The following is a 25,970-nucleotide window of genomic DNA, read 5'->3' on the forward strand; positions in this document are numbered from 1 at the left end:
AAGAGGTTGGCTCATTCTGAGTCAACCTCTTCTGTCTAGTCTTGATCCTTTGGATTTACTCTGATTTTTAGTCTGATTGATCACTAGAACGGGTGGTAGCAGAGCCATTTTCAGAATTGCTGTCATCGGATCCACTACCTCCTGCGGAGCCATCATCCCCCCTGATTCGTCGTTACCGCCAGATCCGTCATCCCCGCCTGACCCATCATCCCCGCCAGATCCGTCATCCCCGCCTGACCCATCATCCCCGCCTGACCCGTCGTCACCGCCGGATCCATTGTCACCGCCTGACCCATCGTCATCGCCTGATCCGTCATCACCGCCGGATCCATCGTCATCGCCTGATCCGTCATCACCGCCGGATCCATCGTCACCGCCTGATCCGTCATCACCGCCGGATCCATCGTCACCGCCTGATCCATTGTCACCACCAGATTCATCATCCCCGCCAGATCCGTCATCCCCGCCTGACCCATCATCCCCGCCTGACCCGTCGTCACCGCCGGATCCATCGTCACCGCCTGATCCATCATCTTCGCTAGACCCGTCACCATCACTGGAGTCATCTTGTTCTCTTTGATCTGATTCATCATCACTTTCTTCTCTTTTGTTCTCTTCTTCTTTATCACCATCCTCTTTCTTCGGCGGTTTATATACACTTGGCAGATCTGTTCCTTTTACAAACAGCTCTGTAATGATAGTTGAAGAAGGTGTATGGTTTGATGCCCTTTTACCGTTTCGTTCATCGATCTTCACTTCCTCCACGGTAGACGGTTTGACGAAATCCTTAGTTTCAACATCTTTTGAAACATGTGACATGACTTCCTTGAAAAGCAGTTTGGCAATAGCCGAATCTTCCTTCGTGATATACTGTTCTGTAGATGTTGTTCCATATCCAGTCCAGACGGCAGCGGTGTACTCTGTCGTATAACCGACAAACCAGGAATCTGTAGAGCCATCTTCAATACCCTCCGGAGGGTTTGTGGTGCCTGTTTTGCCTGCAAGCGGCAACCCATCGATATAAGCGAGTGTTCCAGTTCCTTCCCGGACAACATCTTTTAACATATCCGTCACCATATAGGCCGTGTACTGATTCATCGCTTTCTGGGTCTTGGTTTCGAACTTTTTCGTTTCACCTGTCGGGTATTCAATTTTCGTTACGGTATAAGGTTTGTTGTACATTCCTTGATTTCCGAAAGCTGCATAGGCACCAGCCATCTGTAAAGGGGAAATCCCATCGTCGTCGCCAAATCCGCCGATTGCATAGGAAGGATAGGCGTGTTCTAGTGAAATGCCTACATTTTCAGCAAACTTTTTGGCACGATCGCCGCCAATTTCCATGAATGTTTTGATTGCAGGAATATTGTACGATTTTACAAGTGCCTTTCTCATAGATAACATTCCATGGAACTCATCATCATAGTTTTTGAATTCCTTGCCGTCGATTTCCAGTTCTTCATCTTCAATCTGATGGTAGGTTGACCATTTTTCATATTCGATGGCAGGTCCATAGTCTAAGATCGGTTTGATCGTGGAACCAGGTTGACGTTTGATATCAGTTGCATAGTTGTAGCCTCGCTGGATATCTGTTTCGTCAGGATTCCGGTTCCCGCCGATTGCACGAATTGCACCTGTTTTTGTATCTAATAATACGATTCCGGCTTTGAAATCGTCATTAGGATAAGGAATCACATTATTTCCTGACATCATTTTTTCAGTATAAGATTGAGCCTCAGGATCCAGGGTAGTATAAATTTTCAAGCCGCCTGTATAAAGTTCAGTTTCATTGTATCCTTTTTTAAGCAATTCTTCGATGACATGGTCGACGAATGCTTCATACCCTTTGTTTTCAGGCTCTTTATATAGGATTTCCTCTAATTCTGTTGCATTGGCCTTCTTTTTCTCTTTTTCTGTAATGAATCCCTGTTTTTCCATTGAAGAAAGTACAATACTTCTTCTTTCTATTGCATTTTCAGGATTTTTGATCGGATCATAACCATTCGGCCGTTGTGGCAAACCGGCAAGAAGTGCAGCTTCAGCAACGGTCAACTCTTCAACACTTTTACCGAAATAAACATCTGCCGCCGCTCCTAGCCCATATGCACCGTTACCGAAGTAGATTCTATTTAGATACATTTCCAATATTTGATCTTTAGAGTACTTACGTTCCATTTTTACAGAAAGGTATGCTTCTTGTATCTTCCGTTTCAACGTTTTTTCAGAGGATAAATATGTATTCTTTACGACCTGCTGGGTGATTGTACTTCCGCCTTCTGATCCCCATCCATCTTTAATATTGGCGAGAGCTGCCCCTCCGATTCTCTTGATATCCAATCCGAAGTGCTCGCTGAAACGTGCATCTTCTATTGCGATAAAAGCTTGTTTTACATGCTCAGGTACATTTTCGATATCGACGGGGATACGGTGTTCACTACTGGCAAGCTCAGTGATCTTACCTCCGTTCATATCGTAAATGATCGAAGAATTCGCATATTTGAATTCCTTTTCCGTCAGATTCGGTGCATCTTGTATGAATGCCAGTCCTGTTACTCCGCCAGCGACTATTATTAGTAAAAAGACGAGGAAGGTCGCAAGAAATACTTTTACATAGCCTTTTTGATTCTTCACTTGTCCTGCTGCTTTTTTATTTTGGAAACGAGACAACTTGGACACGACCTTTCTTTTATAGTAACAGTATTGATTTGAAAGTACCCGCCAAATTCCATTTATAAACATTAGTGGAAACTGGCGATTGAAATTTTTGAATTAACATTGTTTTGGCGTTTATCAATAGGGACAGAGGGTAATCTAAAAGGATAGTCAAAAGGGGGAATTTGAATGATAGAGTTTAAACAGGTCAGTAAAACTTTCCCGGATGGTTTTCAAGCATTGAAGAATATCAATCTTCATGTCAACAAGGGAGAGTTGGTGACTGTGATCGGCCCTAGCGGGTGCGGAAAAACGACCACGATGAAAATGATCAACCGATTATTAGAACCAAGCAGTGGCCAAATTTTAGTGGATGGGGAGAATATCAAAAACCAGAATCCTGTCCAGCTTAGGAGGAATATCGGTTATGTAATCCAGCAGATCGGCCTTTTTCCTCATATGACCATTGAAGAGAATGTAGCGCTGGTACCGAAGATGAAAGGTTGGCCTAAAGATAAATACATACGTAGAGTCGATGGATTGCTAGACCTTGTCGGACTGGATCCGAAGGTTTTCAAAAAGAGGTATCCATCTGAGCTGAGCGGTGGTCAACAACAGCGGATAGGTGTTATAAGAGCTTTAGCGGCAGAGCCACCTGTCGTTCTGATGGATGAGCCCTTCAGTGCATTGGATCCGATCAGTCGTGAACAGTTACAGGATGAACTCGTCGCCTTGCAGGATAACATCCAGAAGACGATCGTCTTCGTAACCCATGATATGGACGAAGCCCTTAAAATCGCCGACAGGATCGCGATCATGGATAATGGTGAAATCATACAATTGGCAAAACCCGATCAGATCCTGAGACATCCTGCGAATCAATTCGTTGAAGATTTCATCGGAGAAGAGCGGATGAACAAGGAACTTGGAGGGAAGACAGCAAAATCCTTGATGCTCTCCAAAGTGGCGACCGTAAAACCGAATCGTGGACTTGCAGAAGCGTTACAAATCATGAAAACCTATTCAGTCGATAGTTTGATAGTGACGAATACGAAGGGAGAATTTCAAGGGATTTTGGAGCTTCCTGTATTGGAAGCTCATTATAGAGATGAATCGAAAAAGGTTGAAGATATCATGTCTCCCGTTGCCCATTCTGTACAGGCCGAAACAAACTATACTGACATTGCAGAAATCTTTGCAAAGCACCAAGTTGTCACAATACCTGTTTTAGAGGGGGACAGACTGGTCGGCTTGATTACGAGATCAAGCATGATGAGAGGTCTTGCTGGAATGAAACAAACTGTATAGAAATGAGGTATATCATTGGATTGGATCAGCTTTTTGGACACATTCATAAATAGATGGCCTACGATTCTCACCGCACTCCAGGAGCATTTGTATCTTTCATTCGTTTCGATCCTGATCGGTATCTTGATTTCAGTACCTTTAGGAATCATCATCTCCCGTCTGAAAAAAATAGCTGAATTCGTAATCGGTGTCACTGCTGTTTTTCAGACGATACCGAGTTTAGCTTTGTTCGGATTCCTGCTGCCGGTTTTCGGGATCGGTAGCACACCGGCGATCATCGCATTGATGATTTATGCCCTTTTACCGATTTTAAGGAATACATACACAGGAATCGTGGGTGTAGATGATGCATTGATCCAGGCTGGTAAAGGTATGGGAATGACATCGTGGCAAATCCTATGGAAAATCGAACTTCCCCTGGCCCTGCCTGTCATCATGGCGGGTATAAGGACAGCAACGGTTCTGACAATCGGGGTTGCCACATTAGCGACCTTCATTGGAGCAGGCGGTCTCGGCGATATCATTTACAGGGGATTAAGCACAATGAATAATGAGTTGGTTTTAGCGGGCGCGGTCCCCGCTGCATTACTTGCAATCTTTTTTGACTCGATTTTGAAAGGTATTGAACGGATCGTTACGCCAAAAGGACTCAAAAAACAAGACTAGGAGGATATCATTTTGAAAAAGACGTTGTTACCTATTTTATTATTGATGTTGATTGTTGCCGGTTGCGGTGGTGGAGGAGCTGGGGGTGACACACTTGTCATCTCAGGGAAAAAATGGACTGAGCAATATATCCTGCCGCATCTTTTAGCTGAATATATCAAAGCGAACACCGATTATGATGTACAAGTGAAAGAAGGTCTTGGGGAGGTCGATGTTCTGACAAAAGCGATGGAAAGCGGCGATATTGACATGTATGTTGAATATTCAGGTACAGGCTATCTAGCGGTTTTGAAGGAGGAGTATAATCCTGACCAATCAGCTGAGGAAATCTATGAAGCAACGAAAAAAGGATATATGGAGGAAAAGGATATCGTCTGGTTGCCTCCGCTTGGATTCGAAAACAATTATGGATTGGCAATGACAGAGGAAACGTATAACCAGTTAGGTGTCAAAACGACCTCTGAATTAGCGCGTAAATCGAATGATCTTGTCTTCGCAGCTCCGCCAGAATTTTATGAGAGACCAGATGGATTTGATCCGTATGTCAAAAAGTACGATCTCAACTTCAAAAGTAAAGAAAGCCTGGACCCGAACTTGATGTATAACGCAGTCAAGGATGGTGAGGTCGATCTGATTACTGCTTTTACAACAGATGGCCGCATAGAGCGGTTCAATTTGAAGGTCCTGGAGGACGACAAGAACTTCTTCCCACCATATTATGCTGCACCGTTGATCCGTCAAGAAGCATTGGATAAATTCCCTGATGTCGAAAAAGTGATGAAAAAATTAGAAGGTCAAATTTCATCTGAGGAAATGGCTGAAATGAATGCGAAAGTCGACATCGACAACGAAGATCCAAAACAAGTCGCGATCGATTTCCTGAAACAAAAAGGGTTGATCGACTGAAATAGATACAAGGATATTGAATAGGCAGATGTGAGATTAAAAAGTTTCCACAATAATATTTGGAGGACATAAGAGACCATATTGGCTCAATAAGAGCTCTTTTTTGTCGAAAAACATTCGAGATCGGCTGTCTTTTTGCCGAATAGGGGTATGATGTCCTCTGAAATTTTCTGTGGTGCCAGGCACCGAAGTAAAACCCTTGCCCCAGTTGACTTCCCAAACGGTGCCTGGCACCATTTCCAAACCCTTGTGGCTGTTGACCTCTCAAAATGTACCCGGTACAGGCTAGTGATATTAGGGTGTGGGTTAAAACTTTAGTACTATGATTATGTGAATTGGACCTAAATAACATTTCCTTCTATTGCTTGATTGTCTTCAATATGAAAAACCTCGAAAATTGGATTTGTAAGAAAAGTCAGATCATTATTTTTCGGGGAGGCTAAATGAATGAAGAGAATCAGTTCGATTATTTTAAGTACAGCCTTGGTCATCGGTTTATTTTTTGCGGCCCAATCCAATCATCAAGCACAAGCGTCATCCGTTGAAATCGATAAGGCTCTTTCCAACGTGATCAGTACAGCTGGTGATCAATTCATCGTGGAAGCTGTTGTCACGTATGACTCAATGCCGACAGAGACACAAGTCGAGGAACTTCAAGGCTTCGGATTACTAACGAAAACGTATAAGAATCTGCCGATGGTTGCGATTCAAGGAACGAAATTGGAAGTAGAATCATTGCTTTCATCAGCAATTGATGCCGTGTCGATCTTTTATAATAAAAAGTTAGAATATAAACTTCGTGACAGCCGCCAATTGATCGGTGCTGAAAGTGTATGGAACGATCTTGGGTACACTGGAGAAGGCACAACAGTTGCTGTCATTGATAGTGGCATAGATGCGACACATCCAGATCTTCCTCTCGGTGATAAAGTAGTCCAAAATGTAAAATTTCTAGTTGGGGATAGCTTGTTCTCAGACGGTTCAGAATCATTGTACTTAGAGAATGTAGCGAATACGGATACATCTTCCGGTCATGGTACTCACGTTGCAGGAACCATTGCCGGACTTGGTACTGCCAGTGATGGGCTTTACAAGGGTGTAGCACCAGGTGCAAAGCTTGTGGGTCTTGGAACAGGCGAAACGATCAGTGTGCTTTGGGCACTTGAAGCCTTTGATTACGTATTGGAAAACCAGGAGGAATACGGTATCGACATCATCAGTAACAGTTGGGGAACGACAGGAGATTATTCTCCGGATGATCCGATCAATGTAGCGAGCAAGAGAGCATACGATGCAGGAATGATAGTCGCTTTTGCAGCTGGAAATGAAGGTCCGGATAATGATACGTTGAATCCATACTCTGCAGCCCCTTGGGTGATTTCGGTAGCTGCTGGAACGAAGGACAAAGATCTAGCAGACTTTTCTTCAAGAGGAATACCTGGGGATGAACTCGTACACCCTGACATCACAGCACCAGGTGTTGATATTGTAGCAGCAAAATCATCAACCGGATTAGTCATGAACGTTCTTGGAACAACAACCGATGCCACTTACATCGATTTGGCTCACCTTCCGTATTACACGACTGCAAGCGGGACAAGCATGGCAACTCCTCATATATCTGGAGTAGCAGCGTTGATGTTGGAAGCAGATGCTGGTTTGACACCAAATGGCGTATTTGATGCACTCATCAATACAGCTGATCCAATGGCCGGATACGAGCTTCATGAAGTAGGAGCAGGTTATGTAAATGCTTATGAAGCTGTAAAAGCTGTTGAAAAATAAACAATACCTGTAAAAGGAGAGGGGCTTTATAAAGTTGCCTCTCTTTTTTATACGGTAACCATGACTAATTTACTAAGTTCATTCCTCCTATATAACGAATTGACTACAGCATAAATAAACCATAAGAACAGTCTGATTTAAGACATACGGTGAATTGCAACTATTTGTAATTTCTCAGAAAATGAAAATATGAAACTATGAAAATATTAAATAATCAGGAGGAATGATATGAAAAAAGTCAGCTTATGGATTCTTACTTTGGTCCTTGTTCTAGCGTATTCATTACCGGGGGCTGCGGATCAGGTTCGTGCTAACACAGTTGAAGTGGATGCAACGCTCCAGGAGGTATTGACGTCAACAAGTGAATCAACCATTGTTGAAGCCGTCATCTCTTTCGAGAACATGCCGACGGATACGCAGGTAGAAAGCGTTAAAGCCCTTGGCCTGCAGGCGAAAACGTATAAAAATCTCCCGATGATCGCTGTAAAAGGGACGAATTCTGAAGTACAGAAACTGTTGGAATCAGACCTGGATGCACTTTCTGTCTACTATAATAAGGATTTAGAATATTTACTTCGTGACAGCCGTGAACTTGTCGGTGCAGAACGAGTCTGGAACGACCTTGGCTATACTGGCGAAGGAACGACAGTAGCTGTAATAGACAGCGGTATCGATGCGACTCATCCAGATCTTCCTCTTGGTGATAAGGTAGTCCAAAATGTCAAATTTCTTTTAGGTAATCTATTCACAGATGAAGCCCTTTATTTAGAGGATGTGGCAAATACAGATACGTCTTCCGGTCACGGGACGCATGTGGCGGGTACTATTGCAGGATCTGGGACATCGAGTGATGGATTATATAAAGGGATTGCCCCAGATGCCAAATTGGTAGGGCTTGGGACTGGAGAAGGAATCAATATCCTATGGTCATTGGAAGCCTTTGATTATGTCCTGGAAAACCAAGAAAAGTACAGTATCGATGTCATCAGTAACAGCTGGGGGACGACTGGTGAGTATTCCCCTAACAATCCGGTGAATGTCGCAAGTAAAAAGGCACATGATGCGGGGATGATCGTTACCTTTGCGGCTGGAAACGAAGGACCGGATGATGACACTTTGAACCCTTATTCAGCTGCACCATGGGTCATATCGGTTGCTGCTGGAACAAAGGATAAGCAACTGGCTGACTTTTCTTCACGCGGTGTAACAGGTGATGAATTCCTGCACCCGGACATCACTGCCCCAGGGGTAGATATCGTCGCAGCGAAATCATCCACAGGTTTGGTCATGAATTCATTAGGTTCTGTAAAAGATGTGAATTATATCGAGCCTCAACATCTTCCATATTATACGACAGCTAGTGGTACGAGTATGGCAACCCCTCATATCTCAGGGATTGTCGCCTTGATGAGAGAAGCGCAACCTGGTTTACATCCCGATATTGTATTGGATATTTTACAAAGAACAGCTGAACCGATGGAAGGGTATCAATATCATGAAGTAGGTTCGGGATATGTGAATGCATACGAAGCTGTAAAATCAGCCGAAAAAACCAACCCGAATATCGGTAAATATAGAGATAAGAAAACAGGCAAAACCTATGAAACTTACTTTGTTGAAGAAACATGGGAGGGAACCCTTGGGACAGGTGCATCAGAAGCTGGGGCTGCCTCGCATGACTACTATGATATTTCCCTTGATAAAGAAGCAGTCAGCCTGAAAGTACGGATCGATTGGACATCTCCAACTAATGATCTTGATTTGGAAGTCCGTGATCCAGCTGGAGAGCTTGCTGGTTCCTCAGGAAATGCAGTTACTACGACAGAGGAAACCACCATTCCTGAGGTTACCGAGGGAACTTATACGGTTGATGTCATCGGATGGCTGAATACAATTGAACAATATAATGGCACCTATACGATCGAAAAGATTCTGAATAACAAATAGGAAGGAAATGGCTGACTTGTTCAGCCTTTTTTTCTTATAGGCTTTGTAAAAATTAATATTGAAAAAATGCTAAAAGCGAAATTCGAGCCACATCCTGCGGGAAAAGCGAGCCAGGCAAGACCCCAAAGCGACCTACAATTTAAGTAAATAGGCTCAGTCTTCACCAAAGGCTGCGCTTGATTTAGTTCGAAGTGTTTGCTCACGGAGAAGCGAACTTTGTTTGGTTCATAAGACCTTTATGGAGCACTTACAATACAAAAAACCGATCTTAAGGTATTCATAAGACCTTTATGGAGCACTTACAACGCGAAAAACCGCTCTTAAGGTATTCATAAGACCATTATGGAGCACTTACAACGGGAAAAACCGATCTTAAGGTACTCATAAGACTTTTATGGAGCACTTACAACGGGAAAAACCGACCTTAAGGTACTCATAAGACCATTATGGAGCACTTAGCAACGCGAAAAAACCGATCTTTAGAGCCTCCTCGTCGGACTACCAGTGACCTACGTGGCTGAACAGAGCTTTGCGCTTTTCTTGATGTCTAGCTCCAACGCCCAACCATTTGGATAACTTTAGTCCTTCTATAGGGGTCGACACATTCATTTAGGTTGAAGGTTTACCCACGCAGAACCGAACTTTGTTTGGTGCGAGCCTTCTCGGCGGACTTCCAGGTGACCTTCGTGGCTGATCAGGGCGTTTACGCTTTTCTTATCATACAGATTCAGGGAATTCATAGGCCTATTTGGCTATTTGTCTCGCTTTGCCGCCAGTACCCGACATAATTTGCTAAAATCAATAGAAGATTATAAATATTGAGACTTGAAAGGGGGTGAAGTACGTGCGAATCCAAACCCTGATTGTAAAAGGGCTTATTGCGGGAGCATGTCTGTTGGTTCCATCGGAAGTACTTGCAAACGGTAAAGGCAAATTACATGAATTACCTGAACCTCCAGAGGAAGCAAATAGTCAAGCTGAAGAACAGCAAAATGAAAACGCTGCAATAAACAGCAAAAGAGATCAACAAAATGGAAGCTCCGATCAAAAATCAAATCGTGAGCTGCCTGTCCAAGCAAAAGCTGATAAATCTGAAGACAAAGGAAATCCGGCGCATGCAAATATTGATGCAAAAGGCAAAGCAGTGAATGGGAAAGGTGTTTCCGAATTAAGAAAGGAAACGAATAAACCTGACCAGGACACTGAAAAAACCGGAACCTCAGTACATAGTGACCGTGGTAAAAACGAAACCCCTTTAAAAGATGAATCTTCTTCGTTTGAACCTCAAATGGAGACAGAGGAACAAAAAACAGCAAAAAAGAAGCTGGATCAGAAAAACGATTCAAAAATGGATCCAATTGAACACACAAAACCAAAAACAACTGACAATACACAAGCATCCAGAAACAATCAGCAGCCATTACCTTATGATGAAAATCCGGCTGATGCCCCATTTGTGATTCCTTCACAAACAGGAAATCAGCTATCTAAACCAAATAAACACAATGATGGATCTTCCAAAACATCTGGAAATGGCTCTCTTTTGTATGTTTTATCTTTTACAGGGATCGGTCCATTGGTCACACTCGATCGTGGTTTCTTAGTTGAACATCGCAGGGAACACAATCAGTGGATCAATGCACCGCCTTCACCACCGCCGAAATCAAACCTTCTACCTCATAGTGCGTAATGAATGTAAAAAATAATGAATGAGAAGAAGGAGAGATTTCTAAATGGTACGAGTAAACGGTAAAATGGTAGTCAAGTCTTTGGTGTTTGCAGGAGCACTTTCTTTTTGTGCTTTTGTAGGTGTTGATTCTGTTGAAGCAGCTGGCAATGGTAAAAAGGCTGAGGTCAAAGTTCAAGCCCAAGATGATGAAGTAAAAGTTGAAACAAAATCAAAAGCTAAGAACAACCAATCAGCTAAGAACAAAGCTAAATCTCAAGGACACGTCCATGCAAGTGATCAAGCAAAAGAAAAAGCAGCCCCACAATCTGCTGTACAAGCAGGTTCCGAAACAGATGCAGAAACGGATGCAGAACCTAAAGAAGAAGCAGCAGTAGAAGAAACGACCGAAACAGATGTAACAACTGAAGAAGCAACTTCTGAAGAATCTACTGAAACTGAAGTGGAAGAAGATGTAGAAGTGGAAGAAGATGTAGAAGTAGAAGAAGATGAAGAACCAAAAGAAGAGAAGACAAACCCTTCTATAGAAAATAAGATGAAGTCTAGTGCTTATCATGCAAGTGACAATGCAAAAGAAAATGCACCAGCTCACGCTGCAGTCAATCTTTCTGTTGAACCAGAAACAGAAGAAGACGGAAAATCAGAAGAAGAAATAACTGTGGAAACGGATGTAGAAGCTAAAACGGAAGAAGATGAAGTCGCAGACGAAGATACTGAAGCTGACGAAGATTCAGACGTTGATAATGAAGTCGAAACAGATACAGAAATGAAAGAAGAAGATGTTGAAACGGACGTAGAAGCTGATGTTGAAGAAGATGCTGAAGAAGACCTAGAAGTTGATGTTGAAGAAGAAACTACTGACGACGAAGCTGCAGTTTCTGCAGAAAACAAAGCAAATGCACAAGGACATGTAAACGCCAGCGAAACTGCAAAAGAACATGCTGCAGAAAATTCTGCTGTTCTTGCATCGACAACAGAAGACACGACTACTGAATCTGAAGAAGAAACAACTGAAGATACAACTGAAGAAACAACTGAAGAAACTGACGAAGAAATGGATGAAGATACTGATGTAGAAGCAGATCTTGAAACAGAAGCTACTACTGAAACAGAAACAAAGACAATTAGACTGCCGTAGGAATTACCACAATTTGGGAGACCGGGACTTATTCCCGGTCTTTTTTAACGGCACAATTTCAATAATAAGGTACAACGACATAATTTAACATTGATCGATGACCTGAAGATGACAAAAAAAGAACTGATTTGCGAATTTTCTTATAGTTGAAGATGCTGAAAGATCAAAAAATAGTAAAAAAGGAGTAAAAACAGCAAAAAATGCCAGAAAAAGTCCTGGCGCAGTTCTCCTACAAATACCAACATTCTGAATTTTCTCTAATTATGTTGACACCGGTTACAACTTTGCCTACCATTAGAGTAATGAGACAAGGGAGGGTTAGGTTATGAGTAGTTTACTTTTGGCGGTAATTGGAATTAGTATCTTTTTACTAGGTTATCGGTATTATGCAAAATTCGTAGCTGAAAAGATATATAAAATTGATTCCAGTTTTACGACGCCAGCACACAAGTATAAGGATGGGGTCGACTTTGTTCCTACGAATCGATTCGTATTGTGGGGGCATCATTACAGCTCTGTTGCTGGAGCGGCGCCGATCGTCGGACCAGCAATCGCAGTTTATTGGGGATGGCTTCCGGCGGTTATATGGGTCCTTTTAGGTACCGTATTCGCTGCTGGTGTCCATGATTTCGGAGCACTCGTTTTATCTGTACGTAACAAAGGCCAATCTGTTGGCACAATTGCCAATAAATTGATCGGTCATCGCGCGAAAATCTTGTTCTTATTTATTATCTTGATTCTTGTATTAATGGTTAACGCAGTGTTTGCTTGGGTAATCGCCAACCTGTTCGTTAACTTCCCTGCTTCAGTACTATCGATCTTTATCCAGATCCCGTTAGCGATTTGGATCGGATACGCAGTTTATAAAAAAAGCCGGAGCATGCTGCTTCCATCCGTAGTCGCACTTGCATTCATGTATGGTGCTGCTGTTCTTGCATCTAGATTTGAATTCCTCCAAATCGATCTTGTTAAATGGTTCGGTGGAGAAGAAACTACGGTGATGTTCGGGTTGAACGGCGTCTCAATGGCGTTTTTCGTCTGGATTATCGTGTTGATGGTCTATGTATATTTCGCTTCAACTTTACCTGTTTGGAAGCTATTGCAGCCAAGGGATTATATCAACTCACATCAACTTGTCCTTGGTCTGGTGATTCTTTATCTAGGGGTCCTTTTCACTAACCCTACCATTACTGCACCAGCAGTGAATTCAGGTGCGGATTTATCCATGTGGCCGCTTCTCTTTATCACAATTGCCTGCGGAGCGATTTCTGGATTCCATGGACTCGTCGCTTCTGGAACTTCTTCTAAACAACTTGATAAAGAAACGGATGCTAAATTTGTCGGTTATCTTGGCGCGGTCGGGGAAGGAATGCTTGCCTTACTTGCAATCATCGCTGTGACGACATTCTTTGCGACTGGTGCTGATTTTTCTGCAGCATATAACAGCTTTGCAGCTGCAAGTGCGGGGGGACTTGGAAACTTCATCGGCGGAGCCGGAGTCCTTGCATCGGGTGTTGGTATTCCTGCTTACATCGCTTCGACGATCGTTGCTGTAATCGTAATTAGTTTCGCAGCAACTTCACTTGATACTTCTGTACGTTTGATGCGCTATATCATTTCAGAGCTTGGTACAGAATATAAAATCCCAGCACTAACCAAGGCTCACGTGGCGACGTCAATTGCAGTCGGTACTAGTGCAATGCTGGTGCTTCTGCCGGAGGGACCGAACGGGTTCGGATCAGGCGGATACTTGCTATGGCCTTTATTCGGTACATCCAACCAGCTATTGGCAGGGATCACTTTGCTGCTTGTGTCGATTTGGTTGAAGAAACAAGGACGGAACTTCATGCCGACGTTCATTCCGATGGTGTTCGTTTTATTCATGACTGTCTGGGCGATGGGGAAACAGGTCATATTTGATTGGTCTGGGGCTGGAACCGCCGATACGAACATTTTGCTGTTTGTCTTTGGAGCTTTGATCCTCGGATTTGCGCTTTGGATTGTTGCAGAAGCTTTCAAGGTCCTGAGCCAAAAACAAGACCCTTCAGACATGGATAGAATTGCTTGATAAAAGGATGGTAAAGGGGGTGGGAAACTGCTCCCTTTTTGATTTCTATATTTTATAAGCTGAGTTAAGCCAGCATCTAGAATGTTGGCATACTGATTTTCACAACATAATTCAGAGGGTGATCAACATGAAAGGTCAAATCCTGATTATCCGCGTCTTTCCAGAAGTCGGCGGCGGCTGATGCGGTGGTGTATCTGGTGACGGGTTCATCAGTATGAATGATCAATTTGCAGATGATAGGAAAGCGATGGAAGATATCGGTATTTTATATCAGCAGATTGTGAAGGAATACGGAGACCAAATGGATCTTATCTATGCAGATCCAAGAAATTTGATTTCAATTGCCGCATATATGCTTGGACAAGTCCAGCATGGTAAAATAGGATTGCTTGAAGTTGTGAAAAATCTCTTTTGGAGAGCGCGCCGGGGAGCAGTATTTTTGAATGGAAGATGGCTGAATGATAGAACCCGTACGAATGAAGAGATTTTAACGTTGATACAACAGGAAATGAACTAGCGGGGGTGTTGAGCGATGACAGAAGCGAAGTGGTCTTTTAAAAGACTGATTGAATTATATGACGAGATCTTGAGCCATAACCATAAAACGGAGATCAAGCGGGAGCTTCGTGATGAGGATGATCTGTTCTTGCTTTTATGCTTTTCCGAATTACTAGGCATCCCGAATCCGGTATCTTATTATACGTTGGAACTATATCCATCGATCCTTGAAAAATTCCATGATTGGCATTTGCGGATGGGGATGGAAAAGTCGCCGTTGGAAGGGATTCGTTGTTGTTGATGAGAGGTTGTGAGTCAAGTGAAAAAGATAGTTAATAAACAGATCGTATTCTTTGGCGGGAAGGGCGGTGTAGGAAAATCGACATCTGCCTCTGCATTTGCTTTGACCTCTGCCAGAAATGGTCAGAAGACGTTGCTTGTGTCGACCGATCCGGCCCATAACGTCGGGGACATTTTCCATATGAAGTTGTCTGGAAAGCCACAGCGTCTGACGAAGAACCTTTTTGGGATTGAAATCAATCCTAACGAAGAGACAAAACGCTATCTCGATGGTGTCAAAGACAACCTGAAGGGGCTAGTGAAAGCGAAAATGGTCGAGGAGGTCCATCGGCAGATCGATCTAGCTGGGAGCTCCCCAGGGGCAGATGAGGCTGCGATGTTCGATCGGCTGGTATCCATTATTCTTGATGAAAAAGAAAATTTCGATACGATCGTTTTCGATACAGCTCCGACCGGCCATACGATCAGACTGTTGACACTGCCGGAACTGATGGGGGCGTGGATCGATGGAATGCTGAAACGCCGCGAGAATCTGAATAAAGACTATTCGGCCTGGATGGGTGACGGGGAACCAGTCGAGGATCCCATCTATGATATCCTTGACAAAAGAAAAGAGCGGTTTGCGGAAGTCCGTAAAGTGTTGTTGGATCAAGAGTTGACTGAATACGTGTTTGTTCTGAATGCAGAGCGGCTGCCGATCCTCGAAACGGAAAAGGCCGTGAACACGTTAAGAAAGCATGATCTTCTCGTAAATACGATTGTGATCAATAAGCTTTTACCTGACGTGGAAGACAGTTCTTTTCTTCAAAAACGAAAACAACAGGAGAAAGAATATATCAAATTGATCGATAAGAAGTTCGGTCAACAGGAGAAGATTTATATCCCCTTATTGGATGGCGATGTCTCGTCATTAGAAGCTCTTGATCAAATCAGCAGTGCAATGAAGGAAGAACTGCTTCAATAGAAAGTACTTGAAAAAGAATGTCCGGATCCCTCAAGGTCCAGATATTCTTTTTTCGTTTTACAGGATAAGAGAGTATGAAAATTTGGGTTGCGGTGAAGCAATGTCTAGCTCCACCGCCCAACCACTTGGATCACTTCAAACTTCCTGCGGCGGTCGACACATTGATTTAGGTCGAAGTGTTTACCCACGTAGAACCGAACTTTGTTTGGTTCGAGCCTCCCCGTCCGTATTCCAATGACCTACGTGACTGTGCGGTCGCTTCCGCTTTTCTTTTGCCAGTGGAAAGGGAGGGAATTTCGCAAAAACCAACGATGGGATAAATAGCATCTTAATTCTTAAAATATACTTGTTGCCAGTTCCAAACTCTGGTAGAATTATTTTTCCGTCTGACTTTTCAGACGAATAACTATAAGGAGGTAACTGAACGTGAAGAAACAGATTCAAAGTGCCTTTGATGTTGAGAAGCAGCAACTCGAACAAATCGCTGCAGAGGTCAAAAGTCAGATCATAAAGCTGGAAAAGATACCGAGGTATTTTGGTGAAGATATTACCGAGCAGGCTCTCGATGATCGTCGTGAGCAAGCCCGGAAAAGTCTGCGGATAGCAAAAGAGGAGCCATTTTTCGGAAGACTCGACTTTCATGCAAAGGGAAAGCCTGGACCTGAGGAGGTCTACATTGGGAAGGTCGGCGTAACGGAGGAATCGACAAACGACCTTATGGTCATCGATTGGCGCGCACCAGTTGCCAGTCTCTTTTATTCATATAGTGGTGGGGAAGAGGACATTTATTATATAGCTCCAGAAGGAAGAGTTGATGGTGATATCCATTTGAAACGGAATGTAGTCATCCGTAATCAGAAACTCCAGCGTGTTGTAGATGCATATGTAAAAGGCAGCACTGAAACGAGGGGAACGGATGAATTTTTGCTTTACCGGTTAGGAGATAAGAAAGACAATCGATTACGTGACATCGTCTCGACCATTCAAGCTGAACAGAACCATATCATTCGTGCTGACAAAAACCAGCCGCTGATCATCCAAGGGGTTGCAGGATCCGGGAAAACGACGGTTGCCCTTCATCGCCTTGCGTATTTGCTATACCATTACAGGGATCATCTCAGTGCCACGCAAATGATCATTTTCGCCCCGAACAGAATGTTTTTAGACTATATCTCAAATGTCCTTCCGGAACTTGGAGTAGGCGGGATTCAACAAACTACGTTCGATGAATGGGCACAAGGGATCCTGGAAGAGGGGATCACTGTTTCAGATCGTGCAGGTGAACTGGAAAGCATTTTTTCAAAAGGGCTGGGAATTAATCAACATATTCGGGAAGCTGGAAGATTGAAAGGCTCATTGGCTTATAAAAAAGTTTTAGAGGACGCGTTGGACCAGTTTGAAAAAACAATGGTACCGGAAACGGATTTGAAGCTTTGGGAAGGGGCCGTTTTACCTTCTTCTACCGTAAAAAAGTGGAACGATGAACAGCGACACTTCCCGATTTCAGTTCGCCGAAAACGGATAATGAATCGTTTGAAGACATGGGCGCAAAACCAAGTAGGCGAGATGCTTCCCCATGAACGGAAAGAACGGAAGAAAACCGCTGATAGACAATTGAAGGCTTATATGAAAGAATGGCCGGATCACAATGCTTTCACCTTTTATAAGGAATTATATAAGAAAACGAGGCTGCAAAGTTTTGCATTACCGATCCAAGGATATTTACCTCGGGGAGTCATAGACGATACAAGAAAGCGGATGAACAAAAAGGAAGTAACCTCAGAAGATTTACCTGCACTTATCTGGATTCATCAAAGGCTTTTCGGAATGGATAAGCAGGGTACTTATCAACATGTAGTCATAGATGAAGCGCAGGATTTTTCACCATTTCATATAAATGTGCTGAGCTTATATGTAACCGAGGATTCGTTTACGATACTCGGTGATATCTCCCAAGGAATCCACTCCTACAAAGGGATTGAAAAGTGGAAAGAATTCATTGGGGTGTTTGGAGAGGGAAAGTCCAAATACGTACAGATGAAACGAAGTTATCGTTCTACCCTGGAGATCATCGAGTATGCGAACCGGATCCTGCAAAACATGCGACATACCGTGGGATTGGCAAAACCCGTATTCCGAAGCGGCGAACCGGTCAGGGAAATCCAGATAGGCAGGACTGATCGGACTGGGAAGCTCATATCGATTATAGAACAAATCCAGAAGTCGGATGCAAACAGTATTGCATTGATAGGAAGGACGGCAAAGGATTGTAAGGAAGTCCATGAAAGGTTGACGGAGCATGGAATCGGGGTTTCATTGATAACTGCGGACCAGACGAATTACCAAGGCGGAATTTCGGTGATACCTGTATATATGACAAAAGGCTTGGAATTTGATGCCGCGGTAGTTTTGGATGCAGACCCTGATCATTATCAACTCAACGATTCGGATGCAAAGCTCCTATATGTGGGATGTACAAGAGCCCTGCACCAATTATGGGTCCTGTACGAAGATGAATTGACACCGCTGGTCCGCACAAAGCTGAACCTTTAGAACCCCCAGTGATTCCATCGTCGGTACCAGGCACCATTTAAAAAGTCAATAATACCAAGGGGTGTGAAAGTGTACCTGGCACCGATCAGCATCCCAGTGATACCAAGGGGTTTGGAATGGTGCCTGGTACAAAACAGAAAAAAGGGATGACACTTTTTAAAGTCAGCCCTTTTCCTTTTATAGATTATGACTATTAAACTCTTATCCTTTCTTTCATCCTACTATTAGGTTTGCGACCAATAACAATACGAGGGAAGCTGCCCACACGATTGTAGTTGGAATAGACCATGTGAGGATCTGTTCTTTCACATTTTTTATCCCTAGCATACGGTTTACAACCCAGAATAAGCTGTCATTGAAATAAGAGAATACCATGGCTCCCAGTGTCGCTGCCTGGGCTGCGAGTACCATATTAACGTCCAGACCAGTTAGAATCGGTGCTGAAATGGATGCACCTGTAATCATTGCGACTGTACCACTACCTTGGATCAAGCGAACGATACTGGCGATGATGAATGGAAGCAAGATAGCAGGCAAGGAAGTCTGCGCAATCTGTTCTGCAATATAATCACCTGCGCCGCTTTCTCTCAACACATTACCTAAAGCACCACCTGCACCAGTCACAAGCAGGATGATACCTGCATCCTTGATCCCTTCTTCCATACGATCGATCGCAACCGATTGTTTCACATGATTATATAATCCGTAGATGGCAAAGATAAGTCCAATCCCGACAGCAATGATAGGAGCTCCAAGGAAAGTGATGAGGTCATAAATACCACCTTCGAGCCCGATTGCTGCGATGGTCGTGTTTAAGAAAATTAAAAAGATCGGTACCAAAATCGGTAATGATGAACGTAGTAAGGACGGGAGGTTTTTATTCTCTTGCATTTCGTAATACTCTTCCAATGTTTGCGGCATTTCAGGTCTTACAAACCCTTGGCCGTCTTCATCAGGAAGCTGGTAGATCTTTTTACCGACCCATTTCGCGTAATAGACGCCAACAATAATCAGCGGAATGGCGAAAATCAAACCTGTGATAATCATCCATCCTACATCGACACCGAAGATTCCTGCAACGCCCAATGGTCCAGGGGTAGGAGGAACAGCATGGTGTGTCACGGCTAGTCCGACACCAAGCGCGACTCCTAAAGCGACAACAGATTTACCAGTCTTTTTTGATAGCGCTTTCGCAAGTGGCGCTAAAATAACGAAAGCTGAATCGACGAAGATAGGGATTGAAACGACATACCCTGTAACAGCCATCGCCCATTCTTCCTTTCGTTTTCCTAACCATTTTATAAAACTATAGGCCAATCTTTCCGCAGCACCTGATACTTCCAGTATACGTCCCATCATGACACCAAACCCGATGACGATCCCGATTGAACCAAGTGTACCTCCAAACCCTGAGGTGATGGCATTGACCACGTCAGGGGCTTTCATACCCCCGACGATTCCAGTGATGGATGCGGCAATGATCAATGCAAGAAAGGCATGGATTTTCGTACGTAAAACTAGAAAGATTAGCAAGAATACACCTAGAACTAAGCCTAATATCATTTGTACTCCAGATGGTTCCATTTAAATGCCTCCTATCAGTTTGTTCATTTTGTTAGATGTTTTCCTGTGTGAATCTAGAAGCGTATTTTGCCGCCAGTTTTATACACTCTTCCATACTGACGGTACTAGCAATCCCTTGTCCGGCTATATCGAATGCTGTTCCATGGTCCACGGATGTTCTAAGGAATGGCAAACCATTCGTAATCGATATCGTTCTTTCGAAATCAGTCATTTTTGCAGCGATATGCCCTTGGTCATGATAGAGGGATAGGACCGCATCGAATTTTCCATTCAATGCATGATGGAAAACCGAATCTGCAGGAACCGGTCCCACGGCATCAATACCATCTTGATTTGCAAGGTCAATACCTGGTATCAATTCATCAATTTCTTCGCGTCCGAACAAGCCACCTTCACCAGCGTGTGGATTCAACCCTGCAACAGCAAACTTCCGCTTTTCAACCCCTAAACGTTGAAGTGCTTTATCACATCGGTTCAAATAATCACGGACCCGTTCCTTTGTCATTTGGTCTATGGCATCCTTGACACTAAGATGACGTGTCAAGAAGAAGATCCTCATATTACGAACTTCAAACATCGTCAGTGGATCATCGGTATTTGTAAGAGCAGCAAGCATTTCTGTATGCCCGATATACGGTACTTCGGCAGCTTTCAATGATTCTTTATTAATCGGAGTCGTTGCCATGACGTGGACGTCACCGGCATTTGCAAGATCAACCGTTTTCTTGATGTAATCGTATGCAGCTTGACCACATTGAGCTTGTACTTCTCCGAATTTCAGTTCATCTATCTTCAAGTTCGGAAGATGGATTACATCGATCGTTCCGAACTCATATTTTCCTTCCTCTGGTGACTCCACTTTGTTGATAGACAGATTCACATCCATGATCCCGACCGATTTTTCCAAAACTTCAGTATGCCCGATTACAATTGGACGGGATTGTTCATAAATCTCTTTTTTACTTAATGCACCGACAGTGATTTCAGGTCCTATTCCTGCAGGATCCCCCATAGGTATAGCGATGATTGGTCTTTCGATATGTGTTGTCATACTTTCTTCTCCTTTCTGTATTGGGAAAGTTTGTTTTTTAAAAGTTGGACGCAATCGTAAATGGCTTTCTTGTCACCGACAAGTCCGCCTTTCGTAACAACGGAAATACCATCGAAATGTCCACCGATGAACTGGCCGTAAGCTGCTAATGGAATGACTTCATCGTCAAGATGTATGCCGGATGCCCCACTTATGGCACAAATAGAAGCTGTAACATCACCTCCGCTTGAAAAACAACCTTCAATTTTATATGGAGATCGTTCTATCAGTTTCCTTGAAATCTTCGCAAGCCCATCGGTTATTCGTTTGGCTAGAGCATCCTCGGAAGATTTTTCAATAAGGGCTTTTTCTTTCAAGTTCACCCGTTTTGCACCAGGATGGTAGGTAGTAACCACAATGAGGTCATTTTCCTGTACCATTATCAAGCCTTTATCAACGGAACGCTGTATCTCTTCTTCCCATCTTCCATTAAAAGTGGCAAGCTTTTCTGCGTCTACATAAATAGGTTTAATTTGAGTTTTTGAGTACAGGTATTCAAGCTGCCTTCCGGTCATCGCAGTAGCACTACCAACAGTGACAAGGATTTTGGTTGGTTTTACTTGGTGCTGGATATAATCACGGCAATAGGAAGCTGTGAGGGGCCCAGGGTCACACGGTATGACCATCTTGTTTTCAATCATCGTCATCGCTCTTGCAATTTCATCGATTTCTTCATCGGTAACTGCATCGATGGAAATGATCCGGATGCCTTTTTCGATTAGATCCTTTATCCTGGTAGTGATAGGTTCTGCTCCTTCCAGAACTGTGGACAAAGGGATGTGTTCTACAGGGTATACGCTTTGTGCTTGAATGATATTTGGAACATACGATTCAGTTAGAGGTTTAATCGGATCTCTTGCCACATCTGTTTCTTGTAATGGAACACCGTCAACCAGTAGGTAGCCACCTGTGGTGACACGTCCTGATTTAGGAAAGGAGGGACATACGATCGCTATGGTTTCTTCACCTAATTCATTAAGCATCGCATCAATTTCATATCCGAAATGTCCTCTGACAGTACTGTCAATTCTTTTGCAAAATATAGTTACGCCCTGTTTTTTGAATTTATCGATAGCTGTTTTTACACGTTGCTTGCATACATTGACCGGGGAATACCGGCTGTCAGTATCAATGCAAATCGCATCATATCGGTTTTTTTCAGGCAATGGAGCGTCCCGTACTATTGTCGCTGTCTTGAATCCTTGCTTTGTGAGTCTGACACCTGTTGCATTCGCACCGGTCAAATCATCTGCAATAACTCCAATCACATCAAGTTTCCTCGCTTTCTACCTGGTAGGTCTTTACTTGTTGCTCAATGAGTGCATAATCTTCTTTCTCACCCCGATTATCTGTAATGAAGCCATTCAAATCATCTAATGAACAAACTTTACTGAATGCTTTATGGTTTAATTTACTTGAATCAGCCAGCAGCCAGGTTTCTTCCGCTGCTTCCCTCATCAGTTTTTTGACGAGCGCTTTTTCCAAAGTGGGTGCTGTGACACCTGCCTGAATATCGATTGCATGGGCACCAAGGAAAAACAAATCGACGTGGACCCCTCTTAAAAATTCCTGGGTCTGTGCACCGAGTAACGCTCCTACATTGTTCTGGAGATCTCCCCCAGTAACGATCACTTTCAATGATGAATCGACAAGTTCACTTGCAATCTTTATATCGTTGGTAATGATGGTAAGATCCTTCCGATTAACTAATAGTTTTGCTAACTCCAGGGTAGTAGTTCCAGAATCCAGTAAAATACTCGCTCCATCTGGAATGAATCCTGCGGCTTTTTTTGCTATCGCTCTTTTTTCATGGACATCTTTTGTTTCTTTATTAAAGTAGGGTGTTTCAAGGGTAAGGGACTTAGGCGAAACCGCTCCCCCATGAGTTCTGATCAATTTTCCATCCTGTTCTAATTGGGCAAGATCACGCCGGATGGTCATTTGAGAAACATTGAACATTTCACTTAAATGTTCAATATCTACTTTTCCAGTTTCATTCACATGTGAGATGATCCTTTCCCTTCTCTGTGATGGGGACATTATGTTCATTCCTTTACGTATTTGTTCATTTTTATCATCTTTCACTCACGATTATGTTAAAAACGAACATAAATGTCAACAAAAATGTTCATTTTTATCATTTTAAATCTCATTTCGGTACCAGGCACCATTTAAAAAGTCAATAATACCAAGGGTTTTGAAAGTGTACCAGGCACCGTTCAGCATCCCAGTGATACCAAGGGGGTTAGAACGGTGCCTGGTACACTATGTTTTTTATTTAAAAAAAACGCTTGTAATTTTTCAGACTTTTCAATATAATCGTTATGAAAACGATTTCATATATGCATATCTGGGAGGAGGGGGAATCCTATACGTAGGAGATCGAATGGCGACGATATCTGATGTAGCTGAACGTGCCGGATTATCACGTACTACTGTTTCACGGGTGATCAATCAACATCCCTATGTCAGTGAGGAAAAGAAAAAACTTGTAAAACAGGCGATGGAAGAGCTTCAGTATGTACCTAATTCCAATGCGCAGAAATTAAGGAAGCAAAAAACCGAGACGATTGCGGTATATGTGCCGCGTCTCACCAATCCATTTTTCAGCCAACTGGTTGAAACGATGGAAGAAGTCGCAGCAGAAGAAGGATTCCAACTCTTATTCTGCCAAACGAGGTATAACAAGCAACAGGAATTAAGTTACCTGCAATTGTTGCGAGGAAAGCAGATTGATGGATTGATCTTGACGTCAATGGAAAATCATTGGAGCGAAATTGAACCTTATTTAACGTACGGTCCCATCGTACTTTGTAATGAATATGACTATGAAGCCAAAGTTCCGATGGCACATCTAGACCAGGTTATGGGTGGTTATATCGGAACCAAACACTTGATCGACCGTGGACATCAATCGATCGTGTACTGCAGTTCAGAGCCAGGTGGTAGCAGGGTATCCAAAGGCAGACAAGAAGGGTACATAAAAGCCATGCAGCAGATTGGCATCTCAATTAAGCCCGAATGGATGTATACGGATCAATTTACAATTGAAGGTGGAAAACGCTTATTCTACCGGCTCCATAATCTGAAGGAGCGGCCGACAGCCGTTTTTACTGGAAGTGATGAAGTAGCTTCAGGGCTCATATTCGAAGCAAGGAAAAATGGCTATCGGATTCCTGATGATCTTGCCGTCATTGGATTTGACGATCAACCAGTCGCAGAATTGTTGGGCCTGACAACGGTCAAGCAACCTGTCCACCAATTAGGAAGGACTGCGATGGAATTGATGGTCGAACAAATCCAATCATCCCGAAAAATCAGCTCTAACCGGGTCGAATTACCATTTGAACTGATCATTCGAGATTCAACATGAAAGATTTTTATCCATATTCTTTTTTTTAAAGATTTATGAAATCGATTCCAATTTAAGGGAGAGATCAGTATGAAAAAACCAAAATGGACAAGTTTATTCTCAATTTTACTTATTTTAAGTCTTATCCTAGCGGCCTGCAGCTCTAATGAAGATAGTGGAAGCGGCGGTAATGATGATGAAAAAGGATCAGATGAAAAAGAAGTGACGATCGTATATGCAAGAGGTCAAGATGCAACGAAAGCGACAGATGAAATCATCAAAGCGTTCGAAAAAGAACACCCGAACATCAAAGTTGAATTCCGTGAAATGCCATCTGACACTGGTGCCCAGCATGATGCTTACGTCACAGCATTAAACGGTAAATCAAGTGAAATCGATGTCATGGACCTTGATGTCGTGTGGCCGGCAGAATTTGCGCAGGCAGGTTATGTCATGCCGCTCGATCGCTTTTTGAAAAAGGATGGAATCAATCTTGACGATTATAACGAAGGAGCAGTAACTGCTGCGAACTTCCAGGGAAAACAATGGGCGATGCCTAAATTCATCGATGCAGGAATGCTTTTCTATCGTACCGATATAACGGAAGAACCACCCAAAACATGGGATGAACTTATGACCGAAGCAAGTGAACTTCAAGGTAAGGAAGGCACGAAATTCGGGTACTTGATGCAAGCGAAGCAATACGAAGGATTAGTATGTAACGCGGTTGAATTCATTGCATCTTACGGCGGGGCGATCGTCAATGAAGACGGCGAAGCAGTGGTTGATAGTCCAGAAGCAATCAACGGCCTTAAGAAGCTGGTTGAAGTAGCGAATGCAGACTTCGTACCTAAAAACATCACGACATTCACAGAAACTGAATCCCATACGTCATTCATTGAAGGAGAGTCTCCGTTCATCCGTAACTGGCCGTACCAATATGCTTTAGCAAATGACGAAGAGCAATCTAAGATTGTCGGAAATGTGGGAGTTGCACCACTGCCAGCAGGTGACGCAGGATCCGCTGCAGCACTCGGGGGATGGATGACTGCAATCAATAAATTTTCCGAACATCCACAAGAAGCCTGGGAATTCGTAAAATTCATGACTGGGCCTGAAGGGCAAAAGATTTCAGCGATCCATGGCGGTCTTGCTCCTACGATCCCTTCTCTCTTCGAGGATGAGGAAATTTTAGAAGCGAACCCGTTCTTTAAAGAAGAAGGATTCGTAAACGCACTCGAGTCTGCGGTATCTCGTCCGGTTGTTCCAAACTACCCTGAGATTTCAGAAATCATTCAAATCGAAGTCTCTAAAGCGATTGCAGGGGAGAGTACACCAGAAGAAGCAGCTAAAGCGATGCAATCAAAAATCGATAGTGCAATGAAATAACGAAAATCGGATAGGGCTGGCTCTAACATGTGTCACTCGGGGTTGGTATCTTGATGTCATCCTGAGTAAGATACGATTGGGTCAGC

The 25,970-nt window shown here is 43.3% G+C and carries 19 protein-coding genes; 14 read left to right on the forward strand and 5 right to left on the reverse strand.

Annotated elements, in window-relative coordinates:
* Positions 1–21 precede the first annotated feature (21 nt).
* A complete protein-coding gene (locus L1611_RS15215) occupies positions 22–2,664 on the reverse strand; it encodes a transglycosylase domain-containing protein (protein WP_236314567.1) in 2,643 nt (880 codons plus the stop codon).
* Positions 2,665–2,838: 174 nt separating this feature from the next.
* On the opposite strand from L1611_RS15215, the gene L1611_RS15220 reads away from it, so the two are divergent.
* The 12 genes from L1611_RS15220 to L1611_RS15275 all read left to right on the forward strand — a co-directional run bounded on the left by L1611_RS15220 (position 2,839) and on the right by L1611_RS15275 (position 18,469).
* On the forward strand, positions 2,839–3,957 hold the full coding sequence (locus L1611_RS15220) for an ABC transporter ATP-binding protein (RefSeq protein ID WP_236314568.1): 1,119 nt from the start codon (positions 2,839–2,841) through the stop codon (positions 3,955–3,957).
* A 24-nt stretch (positions 3,958–3,981) separates the two neighbouring features.
* The gene (locus L1611_RS15225) at positions 3,982–4,623 is read left to right on the forward strand and encodes an ABC transporter permease (RefSeq protein WP_236314726.1); all 642 of its coding nucleotides are present in this window, start codon (positions 3,982–3,984) and stop codon (positions 4,621–4,623) included.
* A 9-nt stretch (positions 4,624–4,632) separates the two neighbouring features.
* The gene (locus L1611_RS15230; RefSeq protein WP_407681741.1) at positions 4,633–5,529 is read left to right on the forward strand and encodes a glycine betaine ABC transporter substrate-binding protein; all 897 of its coding nucleotides are present in this window, start codon (positions 4,633–4,635) and stop codon (positions 5,527–5,529) included.
* Between the two features lie 447 nt (positions 5,530–5,976).
* Positions 5,977–7,314, forward strand: a complete 1,338-nt coding sequence (locus L1611_RS15235; protein ID WP_236314570.1) for a S8 family serine peptidase — start codon at positions 5,977–5,979, stop codon at positions 7,312–7,314.
* Positions 7,315–7,542: 228 nt separating this feature from the next.
* Complete coding sequence (locus tag L1611_RS15240; RefSeq protein ID WP_236314571.1) at positions 7,543–9,261, forward strand: S8 family serine peptidase; 1,719 nt, start codon at positions 7,543–7,545, stop codon at positions 9,259–9,261.
* An 844-nt stretch (positions 9,262–10,105) separates the two neighbouring features.
* Entirely contained in the window at positions 10,106–10,951 is an 846-nt protein-coding gene (locus tag L1611_RS15245; protein WP_236314572.1) for a hypothetical protein, read from the forward strand.
* Between the two features lie 43 nt (positions 10,952–10,994).
* On the forward strand, positions 10,995–12,086 hold the full coding sequence (locus L1611_RS15250; protein WP_236314573.1) for a hypothetical protein: 1,092 nt from the start codon (positions 10,995–10,997) through the stop codon (positions 12,084–12,086).
* Between the two features lie 325 nt (positions 12,087–12,411).
* Entirely contained in the window at positions 12,412–14,154 is a 1,743-nt protein-coding gene (locus L1611_RS15255) for a carbon starvation CstA family protein (protein ID WP_236314574.1), read from the forward strand.
* 214 nt (positions 14,155–14,368) lie between these two features.
* Entirely contained in the window at positions 14,369–14,671 is a 303-nt protein-coding gene (locus tag L1611_RS15260) for a hypothetical protein (protein ID WP_236314575.1), read from the forward strand.
* Between the two features lie 15 nt (positions 14,672–14,686).
* Positions 14,687–14,953 carry a cory-CC-star protein gene (locus L1611_RS15265; RefSeq protein ID WP_221568885.1) on the forward strand — a complete coding sequence of 89 codons (267 nt, stop codon included), beginning with the start codon at positions 14,687–14,689 and terminating at the stop codon, positions 14,951–14,953.
* An 18-nt stretch (positions 14,954–14,971) separates the two neighbouring features.
* The gene (locus L1611_RS15270) at positions 14,972–15,916 is read left to right on the forward strand and encodes an ArsA family ATPase (protein WP_236314576.1); all 945 of its coding nucleotides are present in this window, start codon (positions 14,972–14,974) and stop codon (positions 15,914–15,916) included.
* A gap of 438 nt (positions 15,917–16,354) precedes the next feature.
* Entirely contained in the window at positions 16,355–18,469 is a 2,115-nt protein-coding gene (locus L1611_RS15275; protein ID WP_236314727.1) for a HelD family protein, read from the forward strand.
* Positions 18,470–18,682: 213 nt separating this feature from the next.
* On the opposite strand, the gene L1611_RS15280 is transcribed toward L1611_RS15275, so the two are convergent.
* Genes L1611_RS15280 through L1611_RS15295 form a run of 4 tightly spaced genes read right to left on the reverse strand, consistent with a single transcriptional unit; the run spans position 18,683 to position 23,183 of the window.
* The gene (locus L1611_RS15280; protein ID WP_236314577.1) at positions 18,683–20,053 is read right to left on the reverse strand and encodes a GntP family permease; all 1,371 of its coding nucleotides are present in this window, start codon (positions 20,051–20,053) and stop codon (positions 18,683–18,685) included.
* Between the two features lie 31 nt (positions 20,054–20,084).
* The gene (gene pdxA / locus L1611_RS15285; RefSeq protein WP_236314578.1) at positions 20,085–21,104 is read right to left on the reverse strand and encodes a 4-hydroxythreonine-4-phosphate dehydrogenase PdxA; all 1,020 of its coding nucleotides are present in this window, start codon (positions 21,102–21,104) and stop codon (positions 20,085–20,087) included.
* Positions 21,101–22,411, reverse strand: a complete 1,311-nt coding sequence (locus tag L1611_RS15290) for a four-carbon acid sugar kinase family protein (protein WP_236314579.1) — start codon at positions 22,409–22,411, stop codon at positions 21,101–21,103. The genes pdxA and L1611_RS15290 overlap by 4 nt, the downstream gene beginning before the upstream one ends.
* A gap of 1 nt (position 22,412) precedes the next feature.
* Positions 22,413–23,183 carry a DeoR/GlpR family DNA-binding transcription regulator gene (locus L1611_RS15295; protein ID WP_236314580.1) on the reverse strand — a complete coding sequence of 257 codons (771 nt, stop codon included), beginning with the start codon at positions 23,181–23,183 and terminating at the stop codon, positions 22,413–22,415.
* 346 nt (positions 23,184–23,529) lie between these two features.
* Between L1611_RS15295 and L1611_RS15300 the strand changes: the two genes are divergently transcribed.
* Both L1611_RS15300 and L1611_RS15305 read left to right on the forward strand, forming a co-directional pair.
* The gene (locus tag L1611_RS15300; RefSeq protein WP_236314581.1) at positions 23,530–24,516 is read left to right on the forward strand and encodes a LacI family DNA-binding transcriptional regulator; all 987 of its coding nucleotides are present in this window, start codon (positions 23,530–23,532) and stop codon (positions 24,514–24,516) included.
* 69 nt (positions 24,517–24,585) lie between these two features.
* On the forward strand, positions 24,586–25,884 hold the full coding sequence (locus L1611_RS15305) for an ABC transporter substrate-binding protein (RefSeq protein ID WP_236314582.1): 1,299 nt from the start codon (positions 24,586–24,588) through the stop codon (positions 25,882–25,884).
* The last annotated feature ends 86 nt before the right edge of the window (positions 25,885–25,970 follow it).

It is taken from the genome of Pseudalkalibacillus salsuginis, from assembly GCF_021646685.1.
Taxonomy (GTDB): Bacteria; Bacillota; Bacilli; order Bacillales; family Fictibacillaceae; genus Pseudalkalibacillus; species Pseudalkalibacillus salsuginis.